Source organism: Cellvibrio mixtus subsp. mixtus J3-8, from assembly GCF_000766945.1.
Taxonomy (GTDB): domain Bacteria; phylum Pseudomonadota; class Gammaproteobacteria; order Pseudomonadales; family Cellvibrionaceae; genus Cellvibrio; species Cellvibrio mixtus_A.
In genome coordinates, this window is the sequence record NZ_KN266211.1 from 48,265 (window position 1) to 69,297 (window position 21,033).

Here is a 21,033-nt window from a genome sequence, read left to right on the forward strand (position 1 = left end):
TGTTGTCGTTATGAATGGGCTATTGCGGTGTTAAGTATGCGGATTGTTAGGTGGCGCGGCTACGGGTGTTTCATACACACAGGCCTCGGTGCTGAATCCGTAATAAGTGTAGGTGAATGGAAAGCACTGGTAGCTGGCCAGTACATTAGTGGGCTGCGCTGCTTGTGGCTGCGCTTTGCCAGAGTCCGCGTTCTGCTGTGGGTTAGCGGCAGTTACATGAGTCCTGTTCACTGGGATTACCTCTGTGATGGGTGACTGTGTGTATTGCCGATAAGGTGAGCTTCTGCCGAGCCGTTGGTAAAAATGCTACACAGGCAAATGAAATCGAGCAAGCGAGAAGTGAAATTATTTTGTTTAAAAATGGATTTTATTGAGTTTTTAATCCTATTTTTTGCGCATTTTTGTGTGAAAACGTTTCGTTACATGACGTTAAAAAAATGTAACCGTTTACATTTTTGAGTAATATTAGATATTTGTAAGGGAGGGAATCAGGCAGATTCCATCAGCGGATCTTCGCCGGGTTCATAGATGGCAAAGTTGTTTTTACCGCGGCGTTTCACCGCGTACATCGCCTGGTCGGCGTGTTTGCGCAGGCTGAGCGGATTGTCACCGTGATCCGGGTATAGGGCGATGCCAATGCTGATGCCGATTTTTTCCAGCACGCCGGCTTGAACTTCAATGGGGGCTTGTTGAGCATCGAGAATTTTTTGCGCGATGCGCGTTACCATGCCGATATTGCCGGCGTGATTCAAAATAATAAAAAACTCATCGCCACCCATGCGCGCCACCACATCGGAATCGCGCACCAGTTTGCGCAAGCGTTCAGCGACAGTGACCAATACTTTATCGCCGGCATCGTGGCCGTAGGTGTCGTTGATATATTTGAACCGGTCCAGATCGATCAGCATCACTGCGAAGGCTTTTCCCCCAACCGGTGTCTGGTTGATCAGCGCCTGCAACGCCGAATCGGCGGCCTGGCGATTACTGAGCCCGGTGAGGCTATCGGTTTCGGCAAGTTCGCGGATACGCGCTTCGGAATGTTTGCGTTGGGTTACGTCGTACATCACACCTTCGACGGTTGGGTTGTTTTGCTCATTATCTGCCGGTGAGAAAATGCAGTGCACCCAGCGCGCATGCTCATCGCCATCGTTGCGAATGCGTAAATCGGCGGTGTGTGGGCGTTTGGTAACGAGTGCGAGTTTGATCAGGGATTTTGCCTGTTCATGATCAAGAAACACTTTACTGACAATATCGTCATCGCCGGTTTGTAATTGCTCGTTTTCATCCATACCCGTGAGACGAAAAAATGCCGGGTTGGCAGTAACCAGGTTACCGCGTTCGCGCACCAAAAAAATACCGGCGCTGCTGTCTTCAAAAATCCCGCGGAAACGCGTCTCCAATGATTCAACGCGATGACGCAATTGCCGCTCTTCTTCGAGCATGGTTTCAACGGTGTAGAGCAATGAGTTGATGTCGCCCGCGAGCAAACCGATTTCATCGCCGCGATGAATACTGTGCACATCAAGACGGCTGCCGTCGCCGGGGGTGATGCGATGCAGGCGGCCGGATAATGTAGAGAGTGGCCGCGTCATCAGCCAATACACCAGAATCAATACCAACAGCGCGACGAGCGTGGATTGTGCAGCAAGGCCGACCGCAGTGGACATTGCCGAGTCGCGCGCACGCAATGCAATCAAGGGTGCGTTGGGAACCACTGATAATTCGCCGACAATTTCTTTTTCATCAAAAGGAGCAACGAGCGGAATGGAAATTAAATCCTGTTTTGTTTCGCGCGCAGTTTTTCCATCATGCCCGATAATTTCTTTTCCGGCGGTGATGGCTGCACCTACAACAATGTCGTTTTTTGTTAAACCGGTAACGACTTGTTGTGCAAGTTCACGATTGCCCACGTAGGCAGCAATGGATGCGGTGGTTTGCACCGTTTCCAGCAGTTGTAATACCGAGCGCTCGCTTTCTGCAAACGATTTTTCGTAATCGCGCTGGTAAAAAAATTGTGACGATAACAGTACAACCAGCAGCGCGGCAGCAGCGACACTGAGTGAAACCTTGATATGCAAACTTTTAATATTCATTGATGTTGTTGTGGATACATTCTGCACGTAAAAGAAAATTTATTGAGCGGATTTGGGTAACTCAATAACAACCTTGACTCCGCCAGGTAATGTTTGGCGGGAAACATACGCAATGGCCATTTTATTTTTAACGACTTCGCCAATTAGTGCGAGGTCATCGGTAAATTGTTTGGGTGGCGACATACGGCCGGCAAATACCAGGGTCGCCCAGTAAGCATCGACTTGTGCTTCACTTTTGCCGGTAAGTCGTTTGTAAAAATCGGCGCGCAAAGGAGTGCCGGTTTTTAAATCCAGCGTTTGCGCCGGGGCGCCGCCGGGAAAGGCGGAAACACGGCCCATAAATAAATCCACGACTTGTTTTTTCTCCAGTGCCGCCACCGGATTTTGCGCGTTGACGATCACCAGTATGTCTGCCTGGAGCGGGCCGCTGATGATCAGCGCAATGATAAACACCATGAATTTGCGCATTAGAAAAGCATGTCCCAGGCAAGGCTAATGACAGTGGGTTTTTTATCGTCGCCAAGCGGTGTTCCATCAGTGGAGAACCAAAGGTTGGTGCCGGATTTATCGATGTAGAATTTTTCCACCTGGAATTTCAGGGCCATTTTGGAGGTGAAATCCCAGCGTGCGCCGACGCCGTAACTGTGTTGTTTGATTCGGACTCCGTTGAGGCGCGTTGCTGTCACCTGTGCCAGGTAATTAAGTTGTGAGCCAATAGGCTCAGGCAGGCCTGCAGGAATTGAAATATCCAGTTCGGGATCATTAGGCGTTGCGTAGCCAACCAGCGTAAACAGGTTGAGCGAGCCAAAGCGTTTACCGAGGCTGGTATAGGCGTTTTCACCATTTGCCACCAGCATCAAATCCGAATTAATGCGGACATATTCGCTCTGGAACCACCAATCGTTGTTGTCGTAGTTAAGGCCGACTTGGTGATAGCGAAATTGTTTACCGCGGGTTTCCAGGTTACCAATTAAATTGTTGGCTGCCGGCCACGCAGGCGCGACTTGTGCCCACACATTGCGCAAAGGTTTGGTTAAATCGCTGTTCACTTCCACGCGCACATAACTGTAACGCAATTTCCATTCGCTCCATTCCAGGTCGCTACTGAGGCCGAATAAATCAAAATCGAACGAAGTGAATTGGCCGTTATTAAAGCCGGTGGGATATTTCTCGCTGGAGTTACCGTAAAACGTTTTGAGGTTGAGCATCGCATCCCCCAGGGCGATGCGTCTGGTGAGGTCAAAACCGTCGAAATTATAGAGCGAGGTGATGCCGTAAAGGTCCTGCGGCGGGCGCACCCAGGGCAGTGTGTAACCCACCTGGCGATAATCTGAAAGCATGAACGCATCGGCACCTAAACGACCGAGCCGTAAATCCAGGCCATCGACCGGGCGGTAGCGCACGAAGGCCCATTCGATGGAGTTGGCGAGGGTATTGTCAAACCGGTCTTTGGCGACCAGTTGCACCGTTGTTTCCCACTGCGGTGACCAGCGCCCCTGCCATTGCGCACCGACCCGCGAATCATTTTCCCAACTGCCGTTATGTTCATAGGCCCCGTCGTCCTGGGTGACATCGTTGCGGAACACCACATCGGGGTTATCGTTGAGCGTAATTCCCAGTGTGGCAAAACCGGAAAAGCGGTGTTCGACCTCCGCCCCGGCGAAGGGAGAGGCAAGGCTTGATAACAATACCAAAAGGGAAATAACGCGGGGATCTACAACCATGGACACAACCTGCAATGCCGGCGGGTGCCGGTAACCGACAACTATGGACTTGAGTATAGCCAGCACATACCGGATTGCAGGGGCGATTCCACTAATGGATTTACATTTGCGCGATGTATTTGGACAGGGTTTCGAATTTTTCTGCATCGTTATCGACAAACCGGATAACGATTTTAACCACGCCGGTATCGGGGCGGTTTTCGCCCGCCTGGATGCTGTGTACATAGCCGTTTACGCGCGCGAGGTTGTTGCCGTCGCCGGTTTCTATATCCACAACCGCTTGGTCGAATAAGCCCGGCAGGTCATCGCTGCGTTGCATCAGGCAATTCATTAATTGCAATGACATTTCGCGGATAACGCAACTGAATGTGCGATTGTTGGAGAAGCGTAATTGCGCCTTGCCTTTGGCTGCTTTCGTGGTTTCAACCGCTTTGACTGCCGGCTTGCCACCCAGCAGGGCGCTGGCACTGCTATTGGCAAAAGGGTTGGCGGGTTTGGGTGCTGCTGCGACAGCTTCGGCGCGGCCGCCGGTAAGTACATCGACCGAGGCGAAGGCAATGCCCTGGGTGGTTGCTCCGCTTACGCGCTGGGCCGGATTTTTACCCGCAATCTTGAGTTGTTTGAACACTTTTTTTAGCAACTCTTCGGCGGAAAATGGTTTGCTCAGGTAGTCGGAAACGCCCAGTTCTATCGCCTTGACGATATGGTTTCTATCACCGCGACTGGAAATCATAATGAAGGGCGTTTTTTCCGCATTGGGCATGGCACGCACGGTACTTAATAATTCCGCACCGGTCATGTTAGGCATTTCCCAGTCGGACAGGATCAGGTCTACCGATTGGTTTTTCATTTGCGCCAGCGCACGCGCGCCGTCAGGTGCATCGATAATTTCCACGCCGGGAATTTTATCGCGCAGTTGTTTCTTGATCATGTCGCGGATAAAGGTCGCGTCATCCACCACCAGGATGCGGATTGCCATGATGTGTCCCTCAAATGTCAGTCCATAGAGACTAGCCCAGCTTTGGTGTTTTTGCGCTTCAACGCGCACAGGTAGAACTACTCAAGCGCGTTGGCGCAGATGGCGGATGGGTGTTTCGAGCGTGGTTTCATCATCGCAAAAGTCGCCGGTTTTGGCGGCTTCTACCGCGATGCGCGTCCAGTGTTTTAATTCGGCGGGCGTGTTGAGTACATCTTCAGGCAACTGGAAAAAACAGGATTCAACTTGCACCGCAACCCTGGGTTGGAACGCGTGCATACCGCGTTGCAGGAACAGCGTACGCGACTGGTCATCCGCGCGGAAATAAAGTTTATCGTTGATGATCAACGCAAATTGCACACCGCGATGATAAATCCCCACGCCATTAAAAATACGGCGGTACGACACCTCGGCCACGCCTGACAGGTTGGCAATAACACGATCAAGGTAAGCGGGGCTCAGGTTCATTGGGTGACGATGTCCTATCGTTATTCATTGTTAGTTATCCTGCCAATCTAGGGAGCAAGACCCGGTAAAGCAATCCCTGATTAAGATTGTTTTAGGCGCCATGGGGAGCGCCGTTGAATTTTTGGATATATGCAATTTGCTGCTCAAAAAATCTGCGGTTATGGCGATCAGATCACCTGTTCTTCGCGCGTAAAAACCCATTCGCCCGCCTTGGACATAGCCTCGTTAAAACGATAACCCGCTACATCAAACCCTTTAATCGCCTCCGCACTTTTTAGCTGCTGCTGGATGATGTAGGCACTCATCATGCCGCGCGCTTTTTTGGCAAAAAAACTGATGATTTTGTACTGGCCGTTTTTGCGATCTTTAAATACCGGAGTGATCACATCTGCATCCAGTTTTTTAGGCGTTACTGAACTCCAGTATTCCGTCGAGGCGAGATTCACCAGCACTTTTTCCTTGCGGGTTTTCAATTCGTTGTTGAGCTGGTCAGTGATGATATCGCCCCAGAAGTGATACAAATTTTTGCCGCGCTTATTCACGAAACCGGTGCCCATTTCCAGGCGATAGGGCTGGATCAAATCCAGCGGGCGCAACAAACCGTATAAACCGCTAAGGATACGCAAATGGTGTTGCGCGAAGGCGAAATCCTTTTTGCTAAATAACTCGGCTTGCATGCCGGTGTACACATCGCCCTTGAACGCTAACACGGCTTGTTTGGCATTACGTGGCGAGAAGGGTAAATGCCAATCCTGGAAACGCTGTGCATTCAGTTCGCCCAGTTTTTCGCTGATATCCATCAAGCTGGAAACGTCGGCAGGTTTCAGTGCGCGCAGCTGCCCGATCAGCTCCTGCGAATGCTCAAGGAACTGTGGCTGGGTGTGGTCGTCGATGGCCGGGGCCGATTCAAAATCCAGGGTTTTTGCGGGGGAAATAACATGCAGCATAGGAAGTAGTCATCACGCAGGAAAAAATGGGGAAGCTTATTCCGGTTTCAGGATGTCCAACCACCAGTTGAGCGGCGTTTGGCCATCGACGGGGTCATAAACATTGCCGTACATCCAGGCACTTTGGCCGTCGTGTCCGACATAGCGGTTAAGGATTTCCTCGATAGCCTCAAAGCCGCAGCTAACATGGATACTGAACACCAGCATGCGCGGCGTTTCGCGATCCAGTTCGCCGCCGAGTTTTTCCAGTTCGGGGGTAAGCTGGTCAGATAACGCACCGGTATCGCCACGGCTAAATACGCGGACACTCAGGTTGCCACTGCGTTTAACCAGATCGAATTCGCGGGTTTCAGGCAGCATGCGTACTACATCGCCACTGGCCAGGCCCTTGGCAAACGCGGGTGACTGGACCAGTTGCAAGGTGCCGTCATCCAGTTCGCGCACTTGCAATTGTTCTACTATAGGTTTGCCATCGGCGCCGATGCCGGCGAAGAGTTCAATAATTTGCAGGGATTTCATCAATACGTTCACTTACTGGTTAACATTCAGGCGCTATAAACGCGGTCGGGTGCTAAATAAAAAAGCTGTGGCATTATACGCAGCTCATTCATAAGGAGTCTCACTATGAACATTCTGTTTCGTCTTCTGGGTATCAGTTTATTACTGACGGTTGCGGGTTGCGTCACCAACCCGGTAACCGGCAAAAGCCAGATCTCATTAATGTCCCCCGAGCAGGAAGTCGCGTCTGGTGCGCAGAACTATGGCCCGGCCCAGCAATCGCAGGGCGGCCAATATGTGGTCGATCCCGGCCTTACCACTTACGTGCAATCGGTTGGTAAAAAACTCGCGGCAGTGAGCGACCGCCCTGACCTCCCCTATGAATTCGTCGTGCTCAATAACGATGTTCCCAATGCCTGGGCAATGCCCGGCGGTAAGCTGGCAATCAACCGCGGCTTGCTGGTGTATTTGCAAGATGAGGCGCAACTTGCCTCTGTCCTCGGCCACGAAATTGTCCACGCCGCCGCCCGCCACGGTGCCCAGCAACAAACCCAGAATGTATTGATGGGCGCAGGAGTATTAATTGCCGGTGTCGCCATCTCCGAGAAAAAACCGGAAGTCGGTGCATTGGGAATGGGCGCGTTGGCGGTAGGTGCACAGGCATGGCAAGCGAAATATGGTCGCGGCCACGAGTTGCAATCTGATGAAGTGGGTATCAAATACATGGCCAAAGCCGGTTACGATGCGCAAGCCGCAGTCGAACTGCAGGAAATTTTTGTGAAATTATCGGAAGGCCGCAATTCCGGCTTTATTGAAGGCTTGTTTGCCAGCCATCCACCATCACAAGAGCGCGTAGATAAAAACAAAGCCACCGCTGCGAAATATCCCGGTGGTGTGCGCAATAAGGAAGCGTTCCAGCGTGCGATGGCGCAAGTCAACAAAGATAAAAAAGCCTACGAAAATTATCAAAAAGCACAGAAGCTGGCGGGCGAGAAAAAATATATCGATGCCCAAAGTTATGTGGAGCAATCCATCGCCCAGCAACCCAAGGAAAATTTATTCTGGGAATTGAAAGGCCAATTGTTATTGCAACAAAAGAAAACCAATGAAGCTGTTGGGGCGTTTGATAAAGCAATTCAAGCGAATCCAAAATATTTCAAACCCTACGCATTGCGCGGTATCGCCTACTATGAAGACGGCAAGCGCGATTTAGCGGAAAAAGATTTGCTGGCCAGCCAGCGTTATTTGCCAACGCAAATCGCAACTTATTACCTCGGCGAAATTTCCCTCGCCAAAGGCAATAAATCGCAAGCGTCACAATATTTCCAGCAAGCCGCGCAAGGCGGTGGCGAAATTGGTGAGGCAGCCAAAGGTAAGTTAGAACGTATGCAATAGTTATTGTTTTTTGTTACCCACCGCCCGGCATTGTTCGGGCGGTGTTGTTTTATCGTGTTGCTTTCAAGTTAAAAAAATATCAATAGGGATTCCTGTCATGGCAAAAAAATATCGGGTTATTTCGTCGGCGTCGCTCGTATCGGGCTACGAACAAATGCAGGTGATTGCGCGATTGCAATTATTAGGTTTGAAAGAATCACAAGCCCGGGCGTTGCTCCAGAAAAAAGCACTGATCAAACAAGATCTGGATTACCAAAAAGCACTTGCCTATCAAGAGCGGTTTGCCAAAGCCGGTTTGGTAGTCAATATCCAGCCCTATCAAGCTGAAGAACCTGCTCAGGAAAAAAATGTTTTTGCGGTGTTGGATGCTGCGCTTTCCACACCGTTCACGCCGATAAAAACCACATCAGTTTATAAACTATCTCTATTGTTGGTGATGCTTGCCTCGTTAATCGCGCCAGCGATTTACTTCGGCATTTTAGCGGGTATCGGCTGGGGACTCTGGTGGTATTTCAGCGAGGGCCGCGAGCTGTATATGGGTTGGAATCGCAGCGCATGGAGCGTGATGATGACATTCGTGATCCCCGCAATTGTCGGCGGTATTGTGATTTTATTTTTACTGTACCCGCTCTGGCCAAAAGGAAAAATGCCCAAACCATTTGTACTGGATCGTAAAAAGAATGCAGCGTTTTATCGCACAATAGAAAAATTGGCGAAATCCGCCAATGTACCGGTACCTGAATATATTGAAATTATGCCCGAGGTAAATGCTGCCGCCGGTTCTACAGGCGGTTTGGTAAGTCTGGGTCGCGGAAAATTAAAATTAATGATCGGCCTTTCCCTGGTGGCTGGTTCCAATGTGCAGCAGCTCATGGGGATTATTGCCCATGAATTTGGTCACTTTGCCCAGCGCTCGGGTATGTTTGCTTATCTGTGGATTAATAGTGTCAACCGTTGGCTTTCTGAATGTGCGTTTGGTCAGGATATCTGGCGTGAGCGAATAGATCGCTGGATGGATAAAACCGATTTTGTCGGAGTGCAAATCGCTTTGTATGTTGCAAAAATTATGATCGCTGTGGTGCGTTTTTTATTCAGGCATCTGTTTTTTTTGAGTTTGCGTTTAACCCAATCCATGTCCCGGCAAATGGAGTTTGATGCGGATAAATATGAAGCACAGCTGGTTGGCAGTCACGTGTTTCGCGCGAATACATTGAACTTGCGCAAACATGCTTATGCATGGCAACAAGTGATGGAGATAAATTACGATGCGCTGCATGAACGGGATCAATTATTCCGCAATATTCCGGCGGCAGTCATTGCATTGGCGGCGCGTTTTCCTGCGGATTTCATTCGGCAAATCGAAGCTGATTTGCACAGCGACCAAACCAATTTTTGGGATTCCCATCCTGCAGATCTGGACCGGATAACACAAGCAGAGGCTACTGCAGAAAAAGGCCGCCTGGTCTGTGATTTGCCGGCCAATGTCCTCTTCAAGGATTTTGATCAACTTTGCGAGCAAATCAGTAATTATTTTTATTACCTGCATGGCATTTCCGGTGCGAAGGAGTTTATTGTGGATAACCATAATTTGTTGCCGCAAGCCGCCTGAATTAAATAGCCAGCTATACTCAGGGTTCGACATTCAGGTTTCAAAATTTATAGCTCGACAATTAGCACGGATATGATTATGCAATCGCCCAACAGTGCACCAGCTGGCAATCTCACATTGCAAACTATCACCATGCCGGCGGATACCAATCCGTTCGGCGATATTTTTGGTGGCTGGTTGATGGCGCAAATGGATATCGCCGGCGCAATCCACGCCAATGAAGTTTCCCTTGGGCGAGTTACGACGGTGGCGGTGGGAAGTATGGTGTTTATCCGGCCAGTGCCGGTAGGCACGGTGATTAGTTGTTATACCAGTACCTTGCGCATCGGCAATACATCCATTCGGGTGAAAGTAGAAGTCTGGATCAAGGATTTTCTCACTCACCAAATCAGTCAGGTGACTCAGGGTGAATACGTGTATGTTGCCATTGATGAGTATGGGCAAAAGCGGCCGGTGTTAAAACCGTCGCAAAAATCTGAATAAAAGCCTTTGAAATTTGAATCATAAACAACGAAAAAACTGATGTATTATCTTGTTCTGTTCCTGGCGCAATTGCATCGCGTATGTCTAACCGTTTGAAAATGCAGTAATTGTTTATGTAAAGTTGTCTTTACATAAATACATCCAGCACATTGCATTAGATCCGCTAAAATTTTTCGATACTGTAATTTATTGATATTGCTGTTATCTTCATTTCACTTCTTCACTCGATCAACAAAAATAAAGAGGTTGTGCATGTTAAAGGATTCCTCCAGTGGTTACGGTTTGATCTCGATTCTGATTCATTGGGTCAGTGCATTACTGATTTTATTTTTGTTTGGCCTGGGTGTTTATATGGTGGATCTCACCTATTACGACGATTGGTATCACAAAGGCCCGGAGTTGCATGTGAGCCTGGGCTTGCTGGTATTGTTGATTATGGTGGTGCGCATTGTGTGGCGCATTATTAATCCAACACCCGTTGATTTACCCGCAAAAGCGGTGCAACAAATTACGGCGCGACTGGTCAAATTCGTACTTTATCTTTTTATTTTTACAGTGATCGCGAGCGGCTATTTAATTACGACGGCAGAAGGCCAGGCCGCCAGTATGTTTAATCTCATTAAATTTCCGGTGATTACGCAATTGAGTTCTGCCAATGTCGATATCGCGGGTGAAGTGCACGAATATCTCGCATGGGGAATTATTGCGTTGGTAGTTTTACATGCACTGGGTGCTTTATTCCATCATTTTGCAATGCGTGATCGCACATTGGTGCGCATGCTTAAACCAGTAAAGAAAACTGATATTCAATAATTGCGCTATCGACAAAAGCGAACTAGTTTAATTTTCCAGGCAACCGTATCTTCCATGACTAACCCTAAAGGAGTCTATAGATGTTAAAAAAATCCCTTCTTGCCCTCGCAGTAAGCAGTATTGGTGTAATGAGTTTGCCGGCATTGGCAGACAATTATGTAATTGATACCAAAGGCGCGCATGCGTCGATCAATTTTTCTATCAAACATTTGGGTTACAGTGTGCTGACTGGTCGCTTCGATAAATTTGACGGCGAATTCAGTTATGATCCTGCGAAACCGGAAGCGAGCACTATCAATGTCACTATTGATACTTCCAGTATTAACTCCAACCATGCCGAGCGTGACAAGCATTTGCGCAGTGCAGATTTCCTGAATGTTGATAAATTCCCTAAAGCAACTTTCGTCAGTAAATCTATCAAAGTGGATGCGGATGATAAAGATGAATTCGATATTATCGGCGACCTGACACTGAATGGTGTAACTAAAAGCGTTACCATCGAAGTTGAAAAAGTAGGTGAAGGTAAAGATCCATGGGGTGGTTACCGCGCGGGCTTCTCCGGTGAGACTGAAATCAAATTGAAAGATTTCAATATCAAAATGGATTTAGGCCCAGCTTCCCAAACGGTAAAACTGGAATTGGAAGTGGAAGGCGTAAAAAAGTAATCGCTTTCTATTCCGATCGAAAACCACGCTTAGGCGTGGTTTTTTATTTGTAGAGTTAAATAATTAATGCTTTAAAAGCCAGGGAGTATTTGAACTGGCTAGCAAAATTAACATCGCTCAAATGAAGCAATAATTACATTCATCCAAAATTCAGTATTTATCGCTTAGCTTTTCGGCTCTTGATATTTTTCATTATCAATCTACATCATTAATCCTCGCCAAAGCAGTTATTAACCGGTCATTATTTGGCAATTACAACAACAGACAGGAGTGTTTATGTTTAATCGCGTATTAGCTGTCGCAAGTTTGTCCCTTGCACTTTTTAGTTCCACTGCCATGGCAACGTATGAGCGTGACCATCCTTTATTCTCGGCGTACCCAAATGCGAACCTTAATCGTGCACTTATGTTCGATTATGAAAAATTTGTATTTCCTGTGTCCATTGTTGATAAAACCCGGACGCCGCAAATCTTTACACCATTGGAAGCTGTTGGTGATCTTTATATGCATCACTATGAAATCGAAAATGCCTCCAGTATTAAGGTGTTTGAAAATTATGTCGCTGCTGCCAAAAAGCTCGGTTTTAAACCGGTATTTACCTGTGCATTGGAAGAATGCGGTAATGAAGATCAGTTAGATGATCTTAGCGATATGCTCTCGGTACATGGTGATGTCTATAACAACAGGCGAAAGCCCTATTATTGGGTTGGTGAAAAAGATTCACCCAAAGGGAAGATTGTGGCGGCCTGGTTCGTGGGCGCTTATGAAGATGAGGTCGCCGTTCATCAAGTCATTGTAGAAGGCGAACCCCTGGAGACCGGATTGGTAAAAGTCGATGCAGCTTACGCAAACCAGGGCGTAACGCCAACTCATGTAGAGCCTTTATCGGATGATGACAAGGCAGAGGACTACGCACTGTTGCCGCGCTATCCCGGTGCGCAAATCTATAATCACAAAAAAATTGATACCGAAACAGTAACCTTACCTTTTGCCATCAATGCCGCCGAAAAAACGCCATTGAAATTAACGGGTGATCTTGGTAAGCACACATACACCATTAAAAATGTTTCGACGTTGAAAGTGTATGAAAATTATAAGGCCGCTTTAACAAAAGCATCTTTCACATTTATTTCCCAATGCGAACTGGAGCAATGTGGCACTGAAAAACAAGCGCAGGATGTAGGTGATCAATTAGCGCTCTCCGGCGATGTTTATAACTGGTACAGAAAACCCTACTATCTGCTCGCTAAAAAAACGTTGCCTGAAGGTAATACCTATGTGGCTATATTCGTAGGGGGCTATGAGGATACGGTGGGGGTGCAACAAGTTATTGTTGAAGAAAAGCAAGTGCAGACAGGTTTGGTCAATGTAAATGCCGATCAATTGAAACAACAAATTGATGCTGAAGGCAAAGCGCTGATTTACGGTATTTATTTTGATACCGGTAAAGCGGCGATCAAACCTGAATCCAAACCTGCACTGGAGGCAATTGCCGATTTATTAAAACGCAACAAGGATTTTCTGCTCTATGTAGTCGGCCACACGGATGATACCGGAGATGGTACAGCCAATGTCTTACTTTCCAAACAGCGTGCAGATTCAGTGGTTGCTGCTTTGGTGAAAGATTACCAGATTGCAAATAATCGTTTACAAGCACAAGGTGTAGGGCCTTATGCCCCGGCCTCCAATAATACCAGCGATGCAGGCAAGCAGAAAAATCGCCGAGTAGAGTTGGTCAAACGCTTACGTTAAACTGCAGTGTATTGGTGTAAATAATTACTATCGAAAAATCCTCGCCCGGGCGGGGATTTTTATTTGCTTGCTATCTGTATATGTTTCTGTTTTTATAACCTCGGCCAATAGTATTACGCCTATAAAAAAACCTGGCACTCCGGCGAATTCTATTGGTTAAACCGGTATCTGCACTTTCCTTAAAAATCAGGAAGTGCAGATTTTTTGTTATACCATTAGTTTTTTATGGGGCCAGCCATGAAACCTATGTATGAAAAAGTATTACCTACTGAAAACTCTTCGTGGCGTTATTGGTTGTATGCGCTCGATGAAATTCCATTTAACTGGCATTACCATCCGGAATATGAAATTTGTTTAACGCTGAATAGTCGCGGGCAGCGTTATATCGGCGATGATATTTACTCTTATGATAATCTGGATTTGGTATTACTAGGCCCCAAATTACCGCACACATGGCACTCCCGGGAATTAATTAACGAAGGTCAGCACCTGACGTATGTAGCGCAGTTGCCAGTCACCTGGATTGACAATATTGCACAGATGCCGGAATTAAAACCATTGGGTGATCTGTTGCAAAAAAGTAAACGCGGCGTGGCATTTTCGCTAACTACAGCAATCGCTTGTCGCGAGCGATTTGTAGCAATGGCTGATGTTACTCCCATGCAACGGTTATTATGGCTATTGGAAATATTGCAATTAATGTGTGATGATCCTGAGGCTCGCCTGATTTCCAGTGAAGGCTACACCCCGGCAAGCGTTCCTGATTCCTCCACGGAAAAAATTGATAAGGTAATTGCTTATATTCACCAACATTACACTGAAGAATTATGCGCGGAAAAAATGGCAAACCTTGCGCACATGAGTACAAATCATTTTCATCGATTTTTTAAGCAGCGTACGGAACAAACCTTTACCGAGTTTGTTAATCAGTTGCGTATAGGTCGTGCCTGTTCGCTTTTATTAACTACCGATATGCCAGTTGCCAATATCAGCCATCGCTGCGGATTTAATAATTTATCGAATTTTAATCGCCGTTTTATGCAGCTAAAAAATTGCACGCCCCGCGAATTTAAACGCAGTTATCTAAAATAAAAGCGAGAAATAAACGCGAGAAATAAGAAAGGGCCGCAATAACGGCCCTGAAGTGCACAGGAGATTACTCCTTAATTACACACCTGGAATTCCACGATACCTGAGCCAGAACCAAAGCGTTGCATGGTGTATTTTTCCAGGTCAATTAAATAACCATCGCCTGCCAGGTTGGCGGTGCAGCAACCGTTACAATCGGAGTCTGAACAGGCATCGTAAGCTTTCACAGTAATTCGCTTGTTGCCCTGCCGTAAATTCAGGGTTTTGTTGCCAAGCCAGCTCCAATCTTTTAAATGTACAGCGGCGATATTGTTGGCCATTACCCAGGATTCAGGTTGTTTTCCGGAAATGCCGTAAAAATAACCGCTCCACATGCAACCGTTATAAATTACACATTCATCACTGCCCGGCGCCGGATAGGATTCGTAATTAGTCAGGTTTGCGCGATACCAGGCTGCACCACAATCATTGCCTGCAATAGAAGAAACGGATTTGCTGGAAGCTATAGATGATTTGCTACTTGATTTGGTCGAAGAAATAGCGGGCTTGCTCGAGCTTTTTGATGAAACAGGAGTAGATGATGCGGCCCCATCGCAATTGCCGAGCAGCGTCCACTCTTGCCATTGGCCCGAATAATTGGCAGGGCTATGGCCTTGGGACCACCAGTTGGCTTTATACGCTTTTCCAGATTGCTTAACTTGTGCGCCACCACCGTAAGCGGTAGCGCTATTCCATTCTATAAGCGTGGTGCAGCTAACCGCATGAACATTTAAACACAGAAAACTACCGCAAAATGCGCTTAAAAAAATACAAAATTGTTTTACATAGGCAGCGTATAAGAAATTGATCGGCTTCATAAAGACCTCGATGTTATTGTCAAAATAATTATTTGTTGTTACGAGGACAGCATGAGTTACTCCCCAACCCCATAAACTAAAAATTATTTTGCCAACCTAACCAAGGATAAAAATGTATTTTTGAATGCAAAACTGGTATTTTTCTATCGGCTCTTGAAAAACTTATCCCGATCCACGTGGGGTCATGGAATCTTGTCGTGCCATGGAAAGATTGATCGCTGATAAATCATAGCCATGATGAATACTGCGCATTTGATCTGGCTCATCTTGCTGTTATTGGCCATCTGTAAAAATTTGTACGAATTTGTAGTAATCAATTTTTTATTCTTTTTTCAGCTTAGCGGTTCATGCTTTTATAATGGTTAATTTTTTGCAGGGGTTTTGATGCCATAATTTAGCAAAGTCTGTCGCAAGATTTTAGTTTGCTTTCAAGAGTTCAAGCCGGTAGCGCTATGATAGTGGCTATTGTGTTGTCTTACGATGGATTGGTCCTAAACGCGATTCGATCGTCGTTTTTTTTAGCCTCGGTACAGTTAGGGATTTGGGGGAAATTATGAATATTGTTAGAGTGATAGGTTTCGTTTTAGCGTTTGCTTCACCGTGTTCATTTGCTGGCTTGATTAATGTAGAGATGGAAGGCTTTAAGTATTGGAATGATGATTATACCGAGCTTAAAAAAGGTGGCCGCCTTTCATTGCAAGTTGATACCAGTGGATCTGATTCCGATTCCAATATTGAAAAAGGTGAATACAACGGTGCAATATTAAATGCAAGTTTTTTTAATTCGCACAGCAGCAAGGAATATTGCCTGGATTTTTCCCAACGTAATTCGGTGGTAGTTGACCTTTCCAGTTCGTTTTTTACCAAACTATCGTTAAAAGGTTTTTTTCTGGACCTCGATGGTAGAAGTACCAGTTTTGAGTTGTTTCTGGAGGGAACTTATAAAGAGGATGATCGACTCGATAATGTGGTAGAAAAAGTTTCTTTATTCAGCGACGCAACCAAGCTGGTTATGTTCGGGGATGGTGGTTTTTTTGATGGCGACGCGCCTGATATCGTTAAATTTAGCAAAGCAGTTCCAGAACCTCACGCCGCGCTATTGCTGCTGATTAGTGCTATGGGCTTGGGTGCTTTAAGGTGGAAGCGCATCCACTAACAGCTGTGGGTAGAGTCGGGTCGCATTGCGGCCCGCACTTTGTTACCAGTAGAATACCTTTCCAATATCTGCAATTGCTAATCATGGAAGATGTCCTGTCACTACGGAAACCCATATGTCTACTCCCCACGATCTATTGCACACTGTATTTCGTTTATCTGATTTTCGGCCAGGGCAAGAATCGGTAATTAATGCCTTGCTACACGGACATTCTTCCCTGGCAATATTTCCTACCGGCGGTGGAAAAAGCCTGTGTTATCAGTTGCCGGCGTTAATGTTTGATGGTTTGACGCTAGTGGTATCACCATTGATTGCGCTGATGAAAGATCAGGTTGATGCGTTGCAGCGCTTGGGGATTTGTGCGGCGCGTCTGGATTCTTCGCAAACCCGGGAAGAGACACGGGCAATTTACGATGCGCTTTATGATCGCAGCCTCAAATTGCTCTATGTATCTCCCGAACGCCTGAAGAATGAGCGTTTTGTGCAACGCCTTGCCAATTTTGAAATCAGTTTATTGGCTATTGATGAAGCCCATTGTATTTCTGAGTGGGGGCATAACTTTCGCCCTGATTATTTATTGCTGGCAGATCTCGCCAAAAAATTACGTGCTGGCCGCGTGCTTGCATTGACTGCTACGGCAACACCCGCTGTAGCAGCAGATATTTGCCGACAGTTTTCCATTCAGCCGCAGCATCACATACAAACCAGTTTTGCACGCCCCAATTTGCAATTACGTGTAACTCCTTGTGATGTTGATACCCGTATGGGATTATTGTTGTCGCGCTTGCAAAAACATCCGGCAGGTGCTGCAACTATTATTTATGTCACGTTGCAAAAAACAGCCGAGGATGTTGCGCAAGCGATTAATGCGTTTGGCTTGCGTGCAGTTTATTATCATGCCGGGTTAAAAGATGATGAGCGTGAGCAAGTACAAAATTGTTTTATGAGCGGTGACGTGCCTATTGTTGTTGCGACTATTGCTTTTGGTATGGGTATCGATAAAAACAATATTCGTGCGGTTTACCATTTTAATTTACCCAAATCCATTGAGAATTATGTGCAGGAAATCGGGCGTGCTGGTCGCGATGGAAATCCATCGTTATGTGAGATGTTTGCAGTAGGTGATGATATTCGCGTATTGGAAAATTTTACTTATGGAGATACTCCCTCCCGTGAAGCCCTTTTTGCACTGATTGAGAACTTGCTGGCATTTGATGATGTATTTGATATTTCTACCTATGATTTGTCGAATCAATTTGATTTGCGTCCGCTGGTATTAAATACGGCACTTACTTACCTTGAGTTAAAAAACGTTATTAGCGCACAAAGTCCTTTTTATACAGAATATAAAATCCAATTCTTGCAATCACCGGATTTCATCCTGGGTCAATTTGATAATGAGCGCGCCGATTTTTTGCGCAATGTTTTCGCTGTGGGGCGCATGGGTAAAAAGTGGTTGGCGCTGGATATGATGACGATCGAGCAACAATTGCAACAACCTAAAGCGCGCATTATCAAAGCGATTGATTATCTGGTGGAAAAAAGCTGGATTGAGTTGTCGGTAGCAAAATTGCGGCAAGGTTATAAGAATAATAAATTGATCACTTCAACCGAACAATTAACCGGGCTTTGCGATTACCTTGAACAATTATTTTCTGCGCGCGAAGCGCGGGATATACAGCGAATTCGTAGCTTGTTGGAGTTTGCCAATAATCCCCAATGTTTAAGTCAGCAGCTATTACATTATTTTGGTGAATCAACGAACGCGACCTGCGGGATTTGTAATCACTGTCGCCAATCCACCAGTCCCCGGGTTTCCGTACCTGCACCGAAATCGCTGGACGATCAACAAATACAATTCATTGCAAGTTTGAAGCAGGAAGCACATAAAGCCTTGATGCAGCCGCGTCAGCTTGCGCGGTTTTTGTGTGGCCTTCCCAGCCCGGCGACCAGCCGGTCTGCATTAAAAAACCATCCCGCATTTGGGGCGTTGGCCGATGCTTCATTTTCACAAGTGCTCGCGGCTGTGCAATAAAATATAGCCCGCATCGAGGTAGAAAATATGTTCTATCCTCTAGCGAGTGCTTTCGGGTTATAAGAAGTGTAAATAACTGTTTCCCGTGTCGCGCCCTTGGGCCACATGGAATAGAGTTTTGCGCTTGATTAATAAATCAGATTTTCTCCATGTTCCCTCCGGATGGAGATACCTCAACGACCCAGGCATTAGCCGTCAATAATTACAGGATGCCACGCATCCACCACTGCTGGAGATACCTATGAAGACTCTCAAAGGCCCTGCCATTTTCCTGGCCCAATTCCTGGGCGATACCGCACCGTTTAATAATCTGGAGAATATCTCCGCCTGGGTGGCAAGCCTGGGGTTCAAAGGAGTGCAAATTCCTACGTGGGACAAGCGTGTGTTTGATTTGGAAAAGGCGGCCAATAGCCTGGATTACTGCAACGAGTTTCAAGCGACGCTCGCCAGGCACGGGTTGGTTGCCACCGAGTTATCCACCCATTTGCAAGGCCAGTTGGTGGCAGTACACCCGGCATATGATGAGATGTTCGATGGCTTTGCCCCTGAGTCTGTGCGCGGCAATCCCAAGGCGCGCCAGGAATGGGCAGTGGAGCAACTGCTGCTTGCTGCCAAAGCCAGTAAAAACCTCGGCCTCAAGGCGCATGCGACTTTCTCCGGTGCCCTGTTGTGGCCGTTCCTTTATCCATGGCCGCAACGTCCTGCCGGTTTAGTGGAAAATGGTTTTGCTGAATTGGCTAAACGCTGGAAACCAATTCTGGATGCGTTTGATGCTGCTGGCGTTGATGTGTGTTATGAAATTCACCCTGGTGAAGACTTGCACGATGGTGCAACGTTCGAGCGCTTTTTGAAGGCAGTAGATAATCACCCGCGCGCAAATATTTTGTTCGACCCTTCGCATTTTGTATTGCAACAACTCGATTACCTCGCATTTATCGATCGCTACCATCCACGAATCAAAATGTTTCATGTGAAGGATGCTGAATTTAATTCCAGTGCGCAGCAAGGCGTGTACGGTGGATATGAGAGCTGGGTGGATCGCGCGGGCCGTTTTCGTTCCCTCGGTGATGGACAAGTAGACTTCAAACAAATCTTTTCCAAATTTGCCGCTTACGATTATGAAGGTTGGGCGGTACTGGAGTGGGAATGTTGCTTGAAACATCCTGAAGTCGGCGCAGAGGAAGGTGCGAAATTTATTGCACAACATATTATTAAAGTGACTGAACGCGCGTTTGATGATTTTGCAAAAAGCGGAATCGATGAAGCGAAAAACCGCAAAATCCTCGGCCTTTAATCCAAGTGCTTTAAATCAGGAAAAAATATTATGACAACCCCAAGAATTCGTTATGCCATGGTCGGTGGTGGCCGTGGTGCGTTTATCGGTGCGGTACATCGTATTGCGGCGCGTTTGGATGATCGTTTTGAATTGGTTGCCGGTGCGCTTTCATCCAACCCGGAAAATGCAAAATTATCGGCTGCCGATTTACACATTGCCGCAGACCGCGCTTACACCTCATTCGAAGAAATGTTGCGTGTGGAAAAAACACGGGCCGATGGTATTCAAGCGGTAGTCATCGTTACCCCTAACCATATGCACTTTCCCGTTGCCAAAGCCTGTTTGGAAGCGGGCGTGGATGTGATTTGCGATAAGCCGGTAACCCGCACCCTGGAAGAGGCAGTGGAACTGGAAAAAATTGTCAAAAAGAGCGGCTGTTTTTTTGCACTTACCCATAACTACAGCGCTTATCCATTGGTGCGCTACGCACGCGAGCTGGTCACACAAGGCAAGCTGGGAAAATTGCGCGTAGTACAAGTCGAGTACCCGCAAGAGTGGTTAACAGAAGCGGCGGCTGATGATAACAAGCAAGCATCCTGGCGAACTGATCCGGCGCGTTCGGGTGCGGCGGGTTGCCTTGGTGATATCGGTACCCATGCATTCCAGCTTGCGCAATTTATTACACAACAAAAAGTTAATTCAGTGAGTGCGGACCTGACCAGTTTTGTTGATGGCCGGTTGGTTGATGACAACGTGCACGCACTATTGCGTTTTGATGGCGGTGCTAAAGGTATGTTATGGAGCAGCCAGGTTGCGCCGGGTTGTGAAAATGGTTTGCGGATTCGCGTATTCGGCGATAAAGCCGGTATCGAATGGGCGCAGGAAAACCCGAACGAATTGTGGTTTGCAGAATTAAATAAACCGCGTCAACGTATCACTCGTCGCGGTGATATTGGTAGCGATATCGCTGCGCGCGGAATGCGGACACCCGGTGGCCATCCGGAGGGTTATCTTGAAGGTTTCGCCAACTTGTATAAAGACATCGCGGATATCCTGATTGCGCGTCAACAAGGCGAAGCACATTTCCTGCAAGACTGGGTTCCTAATATAGATACGGGTTTGGAGGGGATGCGCTTTATCCAGGCAGTGCTGGAATCATCGAAAAAAGAAGGTGTGTGGACTAAGCTCTGAACGGTC

General features: G+C 47.1%; 20 protein-coding genes. 11 read left to right on the forward strand and 9 right to left on the reverse strand.

Annotation, left to right across the window (positions count from 1 at the left end; all coding sequences use genetic code 11):
* Positions 1-30: 30 nt before the first annotated feature.
* The 8 genes from A596_RS22950 to A596_RS16445 all read right to left on the reverse strand — a co-directional run bounded on the left by A596_RS22950 (position 31) and on the right by A596_RS16445 (position 6,727).
* Positions 31-231, reverse strand: a complete 201-nt coding sequence (locus A596_RS22950; protein ID WP_152600212.1) for a hypothetical protein — start codon at positions 229-231, stop codon at positions 31-33.
* Between the two features lie 257 nt (positions 232-488).
* Entirely contained in the window at positions 489-2,093 is a 1,605-nt protein-coding gene (locus A596_RS16415) for a diguanylate cyclase domain-containing protein (protein WP_039916802.1), read from the reverse strand.
* Between the two features lie 39 nt (positions 2,094-2,132).
* Positions 2,133-2,549 (reverse strand): type 2 periplasmic-binding domain-containing protein, encoded by a 417-nt coding sequence (locus tag A596_RS16420; RefSeq protein WP_039917090.1) that lies wholly within the window; start codon positions 2,547-2,549, stop codon positions 2,133-2,135.
* An 11-nt stretch (positions 2,550-2,560) separates the two neighbouring features.
* Positions 2,561-3,817 carry a hypothetical protein gene (locus tag A596_RS16425; RefSeq protein ID WP_052417603.1) on the reverse strand — a complete coding sequence of 419 codons (1,257 nt, stop codon included), beginning with the start codon at positions 3,815-3,817 and terminating at the stop codon, positions 2,561-2,563.
* Between the two features lie 100 nt (positions 3,818-3,917).
* Positions 3,918-4,796, reverse strand: coding sequence for a response regulator (locus A596_RS16430; protein ID WP_039916805.1), 879 nt, complete (start codon positions 4,794-4,796; stop codon positions 3,918-3,920).
* An 81-nt stretch (positions 4,797-4,877) separates the two neighbouring features.
* A complete protein-coding gene (locus A596_RS16435; protein ID WP_039916807.1) occupies positions 4,878-5,261 on the reverse strand; it encodes a TfoX/Sxy family protein in 384 nt (127 codons plus the stop codon).
* 167 nt (positions 5,262-5,428) lie between these two features.
* A complete protein-coding gene (yaaA, locus tag A596_RS16440) occupies positions 5,429-6,208 on the reverse strand; it encodes a peroxide stress protein YaaA (protein WP_039916809.1) in 780 nt (259 codons plus the stop codon).
* A 36-nt stretch (positions 6,209-6,244) separates the two neighbouring features.
* On the reverse strand, positions 6,245-6,727 hold the full coding sequence (locus tag A596_RS16445) for a DUF4265 domain-containing protein (RefSeq protein WP_039916811.1): 483 nt from the start codon (positions 6,725-6,727) through the stop codon (positions 6,245-6,247).
* A 105-nt stretch (positions 6,728-6,832) separates the two neighbouring features.
* Here A596_RS16445 and A596_RS16450 point away from each other — a divergent pair, with 105 nt between their 5' ends.
* The 7 genes from A596_RS16450 (at position 6,833) to A596_RS16480 (ending at position 14,515) form a co-directional block, all read left to right on the forward strand.
* Positions 6,833-8,101, forward strand: a complete 1,269-nt coding sequence (locus tag A596_RS16450; protein ID WP_039916814.1) for a M48 family metalloprotease — start codon at positions 6,833-6,835, stop codon at positions 8,099-8,101.
* A gap of 97 nt (positions 8,102-8,198) precedes the next feature.
* Positions 8,199-9,710 (forward strand): M48 family metallopeptidase, encoded by a 1,512-nt coding sequence (locus A596_RS16455; RefSeq protein WP_039916817.1) that lies wholly within the window; start codon positions 8,199-8,201, stop codon positions 9,708-9,710.
* Positions 9,711-9,788: 78 nt separating this feature from the next.
* On the forward strand, positions 9,789-10,193 hold the full coding sequence (locus tag A596_RS16460; RefSeq protein WP_152600213.1) for an acyl-CoA thioesterase: 405 nt from the start codon (positions 9,789-9,791) through the stop codon (positions 10,191-10,193).
* A 252-nt stretch (positions 10,194-10,445) separates the two neighbouring features.
* Complete coding sequence (locus tag A596_RS16465) at positions 10,446-11,006, forward strand: cytochrome b (protein WP_039916822.1); 561 nt, start codon at positions 10,446-10,448, stop codon at positions 11,004-11,006.
* A gap of 80 nt (positions 11,007-11,086) precedes the next feature.
* Positions 11,087-11,671, forward strand: a complete 585-nt coding sequence (locus tag A596_RS16470; RefSeq protein WP_039916824.1) for a YceI family protein — start codon at positions 11,087-11,089, stop codon at positions 11,669-11,671.
* Between the two features lie 276 nt (positions 11,672-11,947).
* Positions 11,948-13,423, forward strand: coding sequence for an OmpA family protein (locus A596_RS16475; protein ID WP_039916826.1), 1,476 nt, complete (start codon positions 11,948-11,950; stop codon positions 13,421-13,423).
* 237 nt (positions 13,424-13,660) lie between these two features.
* Positions 13,661-14,515: a helix-turn-helix domain-containing protein gene (locus A596_RS16480; RefSeq protein ID WP_039917095.1), complete on the forward strand. Its 855-nt coding sequence runs from the start codon at positions 13,661-13,663 to the stop codon at positions 14,513-14,515.
* A 71-nt stretch (positions 14,516-14,586) separates the two neighbouring features.
* On the opposite strand, the gene A596_RS22240 is transcribed toward A596_RS16480, so the two are convergent.
* Positions 14,587-15,369 (reverse strand): hypothetical protein, encoded by a 783-nt coding sequence (locus A596_RS22240; RefSeq protein WP_052417604.1) that lies wholly within the window; start codon positions 15,367-15,369, stop codon positions 14,587-14,589.
* Between the two features lie 553 nt (positions 15,370-15,922).
* Between A596_RS22240 and A596_RS16490 the strand changes: the two genes are divergently transcribed.
* The 4 genes from A596_RS16490 (at position 15,923) to A596_RS16505 (ending at position 21,027) form a co-directional block, all read left to right on the forward strand.
* Complete coding sequence (locus A596_RS16490; protein WP_039916828.1) at positions 15,923-16,525, forward strand: hypothetical protein; 603 nt, start codon at positions 15,923-15,925, stop codon at positions 16,523-16,525.
* A gap of 115 nt (positions 16,526-16,640) precedes the next feature.
* Positions 16,641-18,560 (forward strand): RecQ family ATP-dependent DNA helicase, encoded by a 1,920-nt coding sequence (locus tag A596_RS16495; protein ID WP_039916830.1) that lies wholly within the window; start codon positions 16,641-16,643, stop codon positions 18,558-18,560.
* A gap of 241 nt (positions 18,561-18,801) precedes the next feature.
* Positions 18,802-19,854, forward strand: a complete 1,053-nt coding sequence (locus A596_RS16500) for a sugar phosphate isomerase/epimerase family protein (protein WP_039916832.1) — start codon at positions 18,802-18,804, stop codon at positions 19,852-19,854.
* 30 nt (positions 19,855-19,884) lie between these two features.
* Positions 19,885-21,027, forward strand: a complete 1,143-nt coding sequence (locus A596_RS16505) for a Gfo/Idh/MocA family protein (protein WP_039916834.1) — start codon at positions 19,885-19,887, stop codon at positions 21,025-21,027.
* Positions 21,028-21,033: the final 6 nt, after the last annotated feature.

Excerpts from the sequence above, each read along its gene's own strand:
- A596_RS16445 (WP_039916811.1), bottom strand. The coding sequence starts at position 6,727 with ATGAAATCCCTGCAAATTATTGAACTCTTCGCCGGCATCGGCGCCGAT.
- A596_RS16465 (WP_039916822.1), top strand. The coding sequence starts at position 10,446 with ATGTTAAAGGATTCCTCCAGTGGTTACGGTTTGATCTCGATTCTGATT.
- A596_RS16495 (WP_039916830.1), top strand. The coding sequence starts at position 16,641 with ATGTCTACTCCCCACGATCTATTGCACACTGTATTTCGTTTATCTGAT.
- A596_RS16475 (WP_039916826.1), top strand. The coding sequence starts at position 11,948 with ATGTTTAATCGCGTATTAGCTGTCGCAAGTTTGTCCCTTGCACTTTTT.
- yaaA (WP_039916809.1), bottom strand. The coding sequence starts at position 6,208 with ATGCTGCATGTTATTTCCCCCGCAAAAACCCTGGATTTTGAATCGGCC.
- A596_RS16425 (WP_052417603.1), bottom strand. The coding sequence starts at position 3,817 with ATGGTTGTAGATCCCCGCGTTATTTCCCTTTTGGTATTGTTATCAAGC.
- A596_RS16455 (WP_039916817.1), top strand. The coding sequence starts at position 8,199 with ATGGCAAAAAAATATCGGGTTATTTCGTCGGCGTCGCTCGTATCGGGC.
- A596_RS16480 (WP_039917095.1), top strand. The coding sequence starts at position 13,661 with ATGAAACCTATGTATGAAAAAGTATTACCTACTGAAAACTCTTCGTGG.
- A596_RS22240 (WP_052417604.1), bottom strand. The coding sequence starts at position 15,369 with ATGAAGCCGATCAATTTCTTATACGCTGCCTATGTAAAACAATTTTGT.
- A596_RS16505 (WP_039916834.1), top strand. The coding sequence starts at position 19,885 with ATGACAACCCCAAGAATTCGTTATGCCATGGTCGGTGGTGGCCGTGGT.
- A596_RS16420 (WP_039917090.1), bottom strand. The coding sequence starts at position 2,549 with ATGGTGTTTATCATTGCGCTGATCATCAGCGGCCCGCTCCAGGCAGAC.
- A596_RS16415 (WP_039916802.1), bottom strand. The coding sequence starts at position 2,093 with ATGAATATTAAAAGTTTGCATATCAAGGTTTCACTCAGTGTCGCTGCT.
- A596_RS16430 (WP_039916805.1), bottom strand. The coding sequence starts at position 4,796 with ATGGCAATCCGCATCCTGGTGGTGGATGACGCGACCTTTATCCGCGAC.
- A596_RS16490 (WP_039916828.1), top strand. The coding sequence starts at position 15,923 with ATGAATATTGTTAGAGTGATAGGTTTCGTTTTAGCGTTTGCTTCACCG.
- A596_RS16500 (WP_039916832.1), top strand. The coding sequence starts at position 18,802 with ATGAAGACTCTCAAAGGCCCTGCCATTTTCCTGGCCCAATTCCTGGGC.
- A596_RS16450 (WP_039916814.1), top strand. The coding sequence starts at position 6,833 with ATGAACATTCTGTTTCGTCTTCTGGGTATCAGTTTATTACTGACGGTT.
- A596_RS16435 (WP_039916807.1), bottom strand. The coding sequence starts at position 5,261 with ATGAACCTGAGCCCCGCTTACCTTGATCGTGTTATTGCCAACCTGTCA.
- A596_RS16470 (WP_039916824.1), top strand. The coding sequence starts at position 11,087 with ATGTTAAAAAAATCCCTTCTTGCCCTCGCAGTAAGCAGTATTGGTGTA.
- A596_RS16460 (WP_152600213.1), top strand. The coding sequence starts at position 9,789 with ATGCAATCGCCCAACAGTGCACCAGCTGGCAATCTCACATTGCAAACT.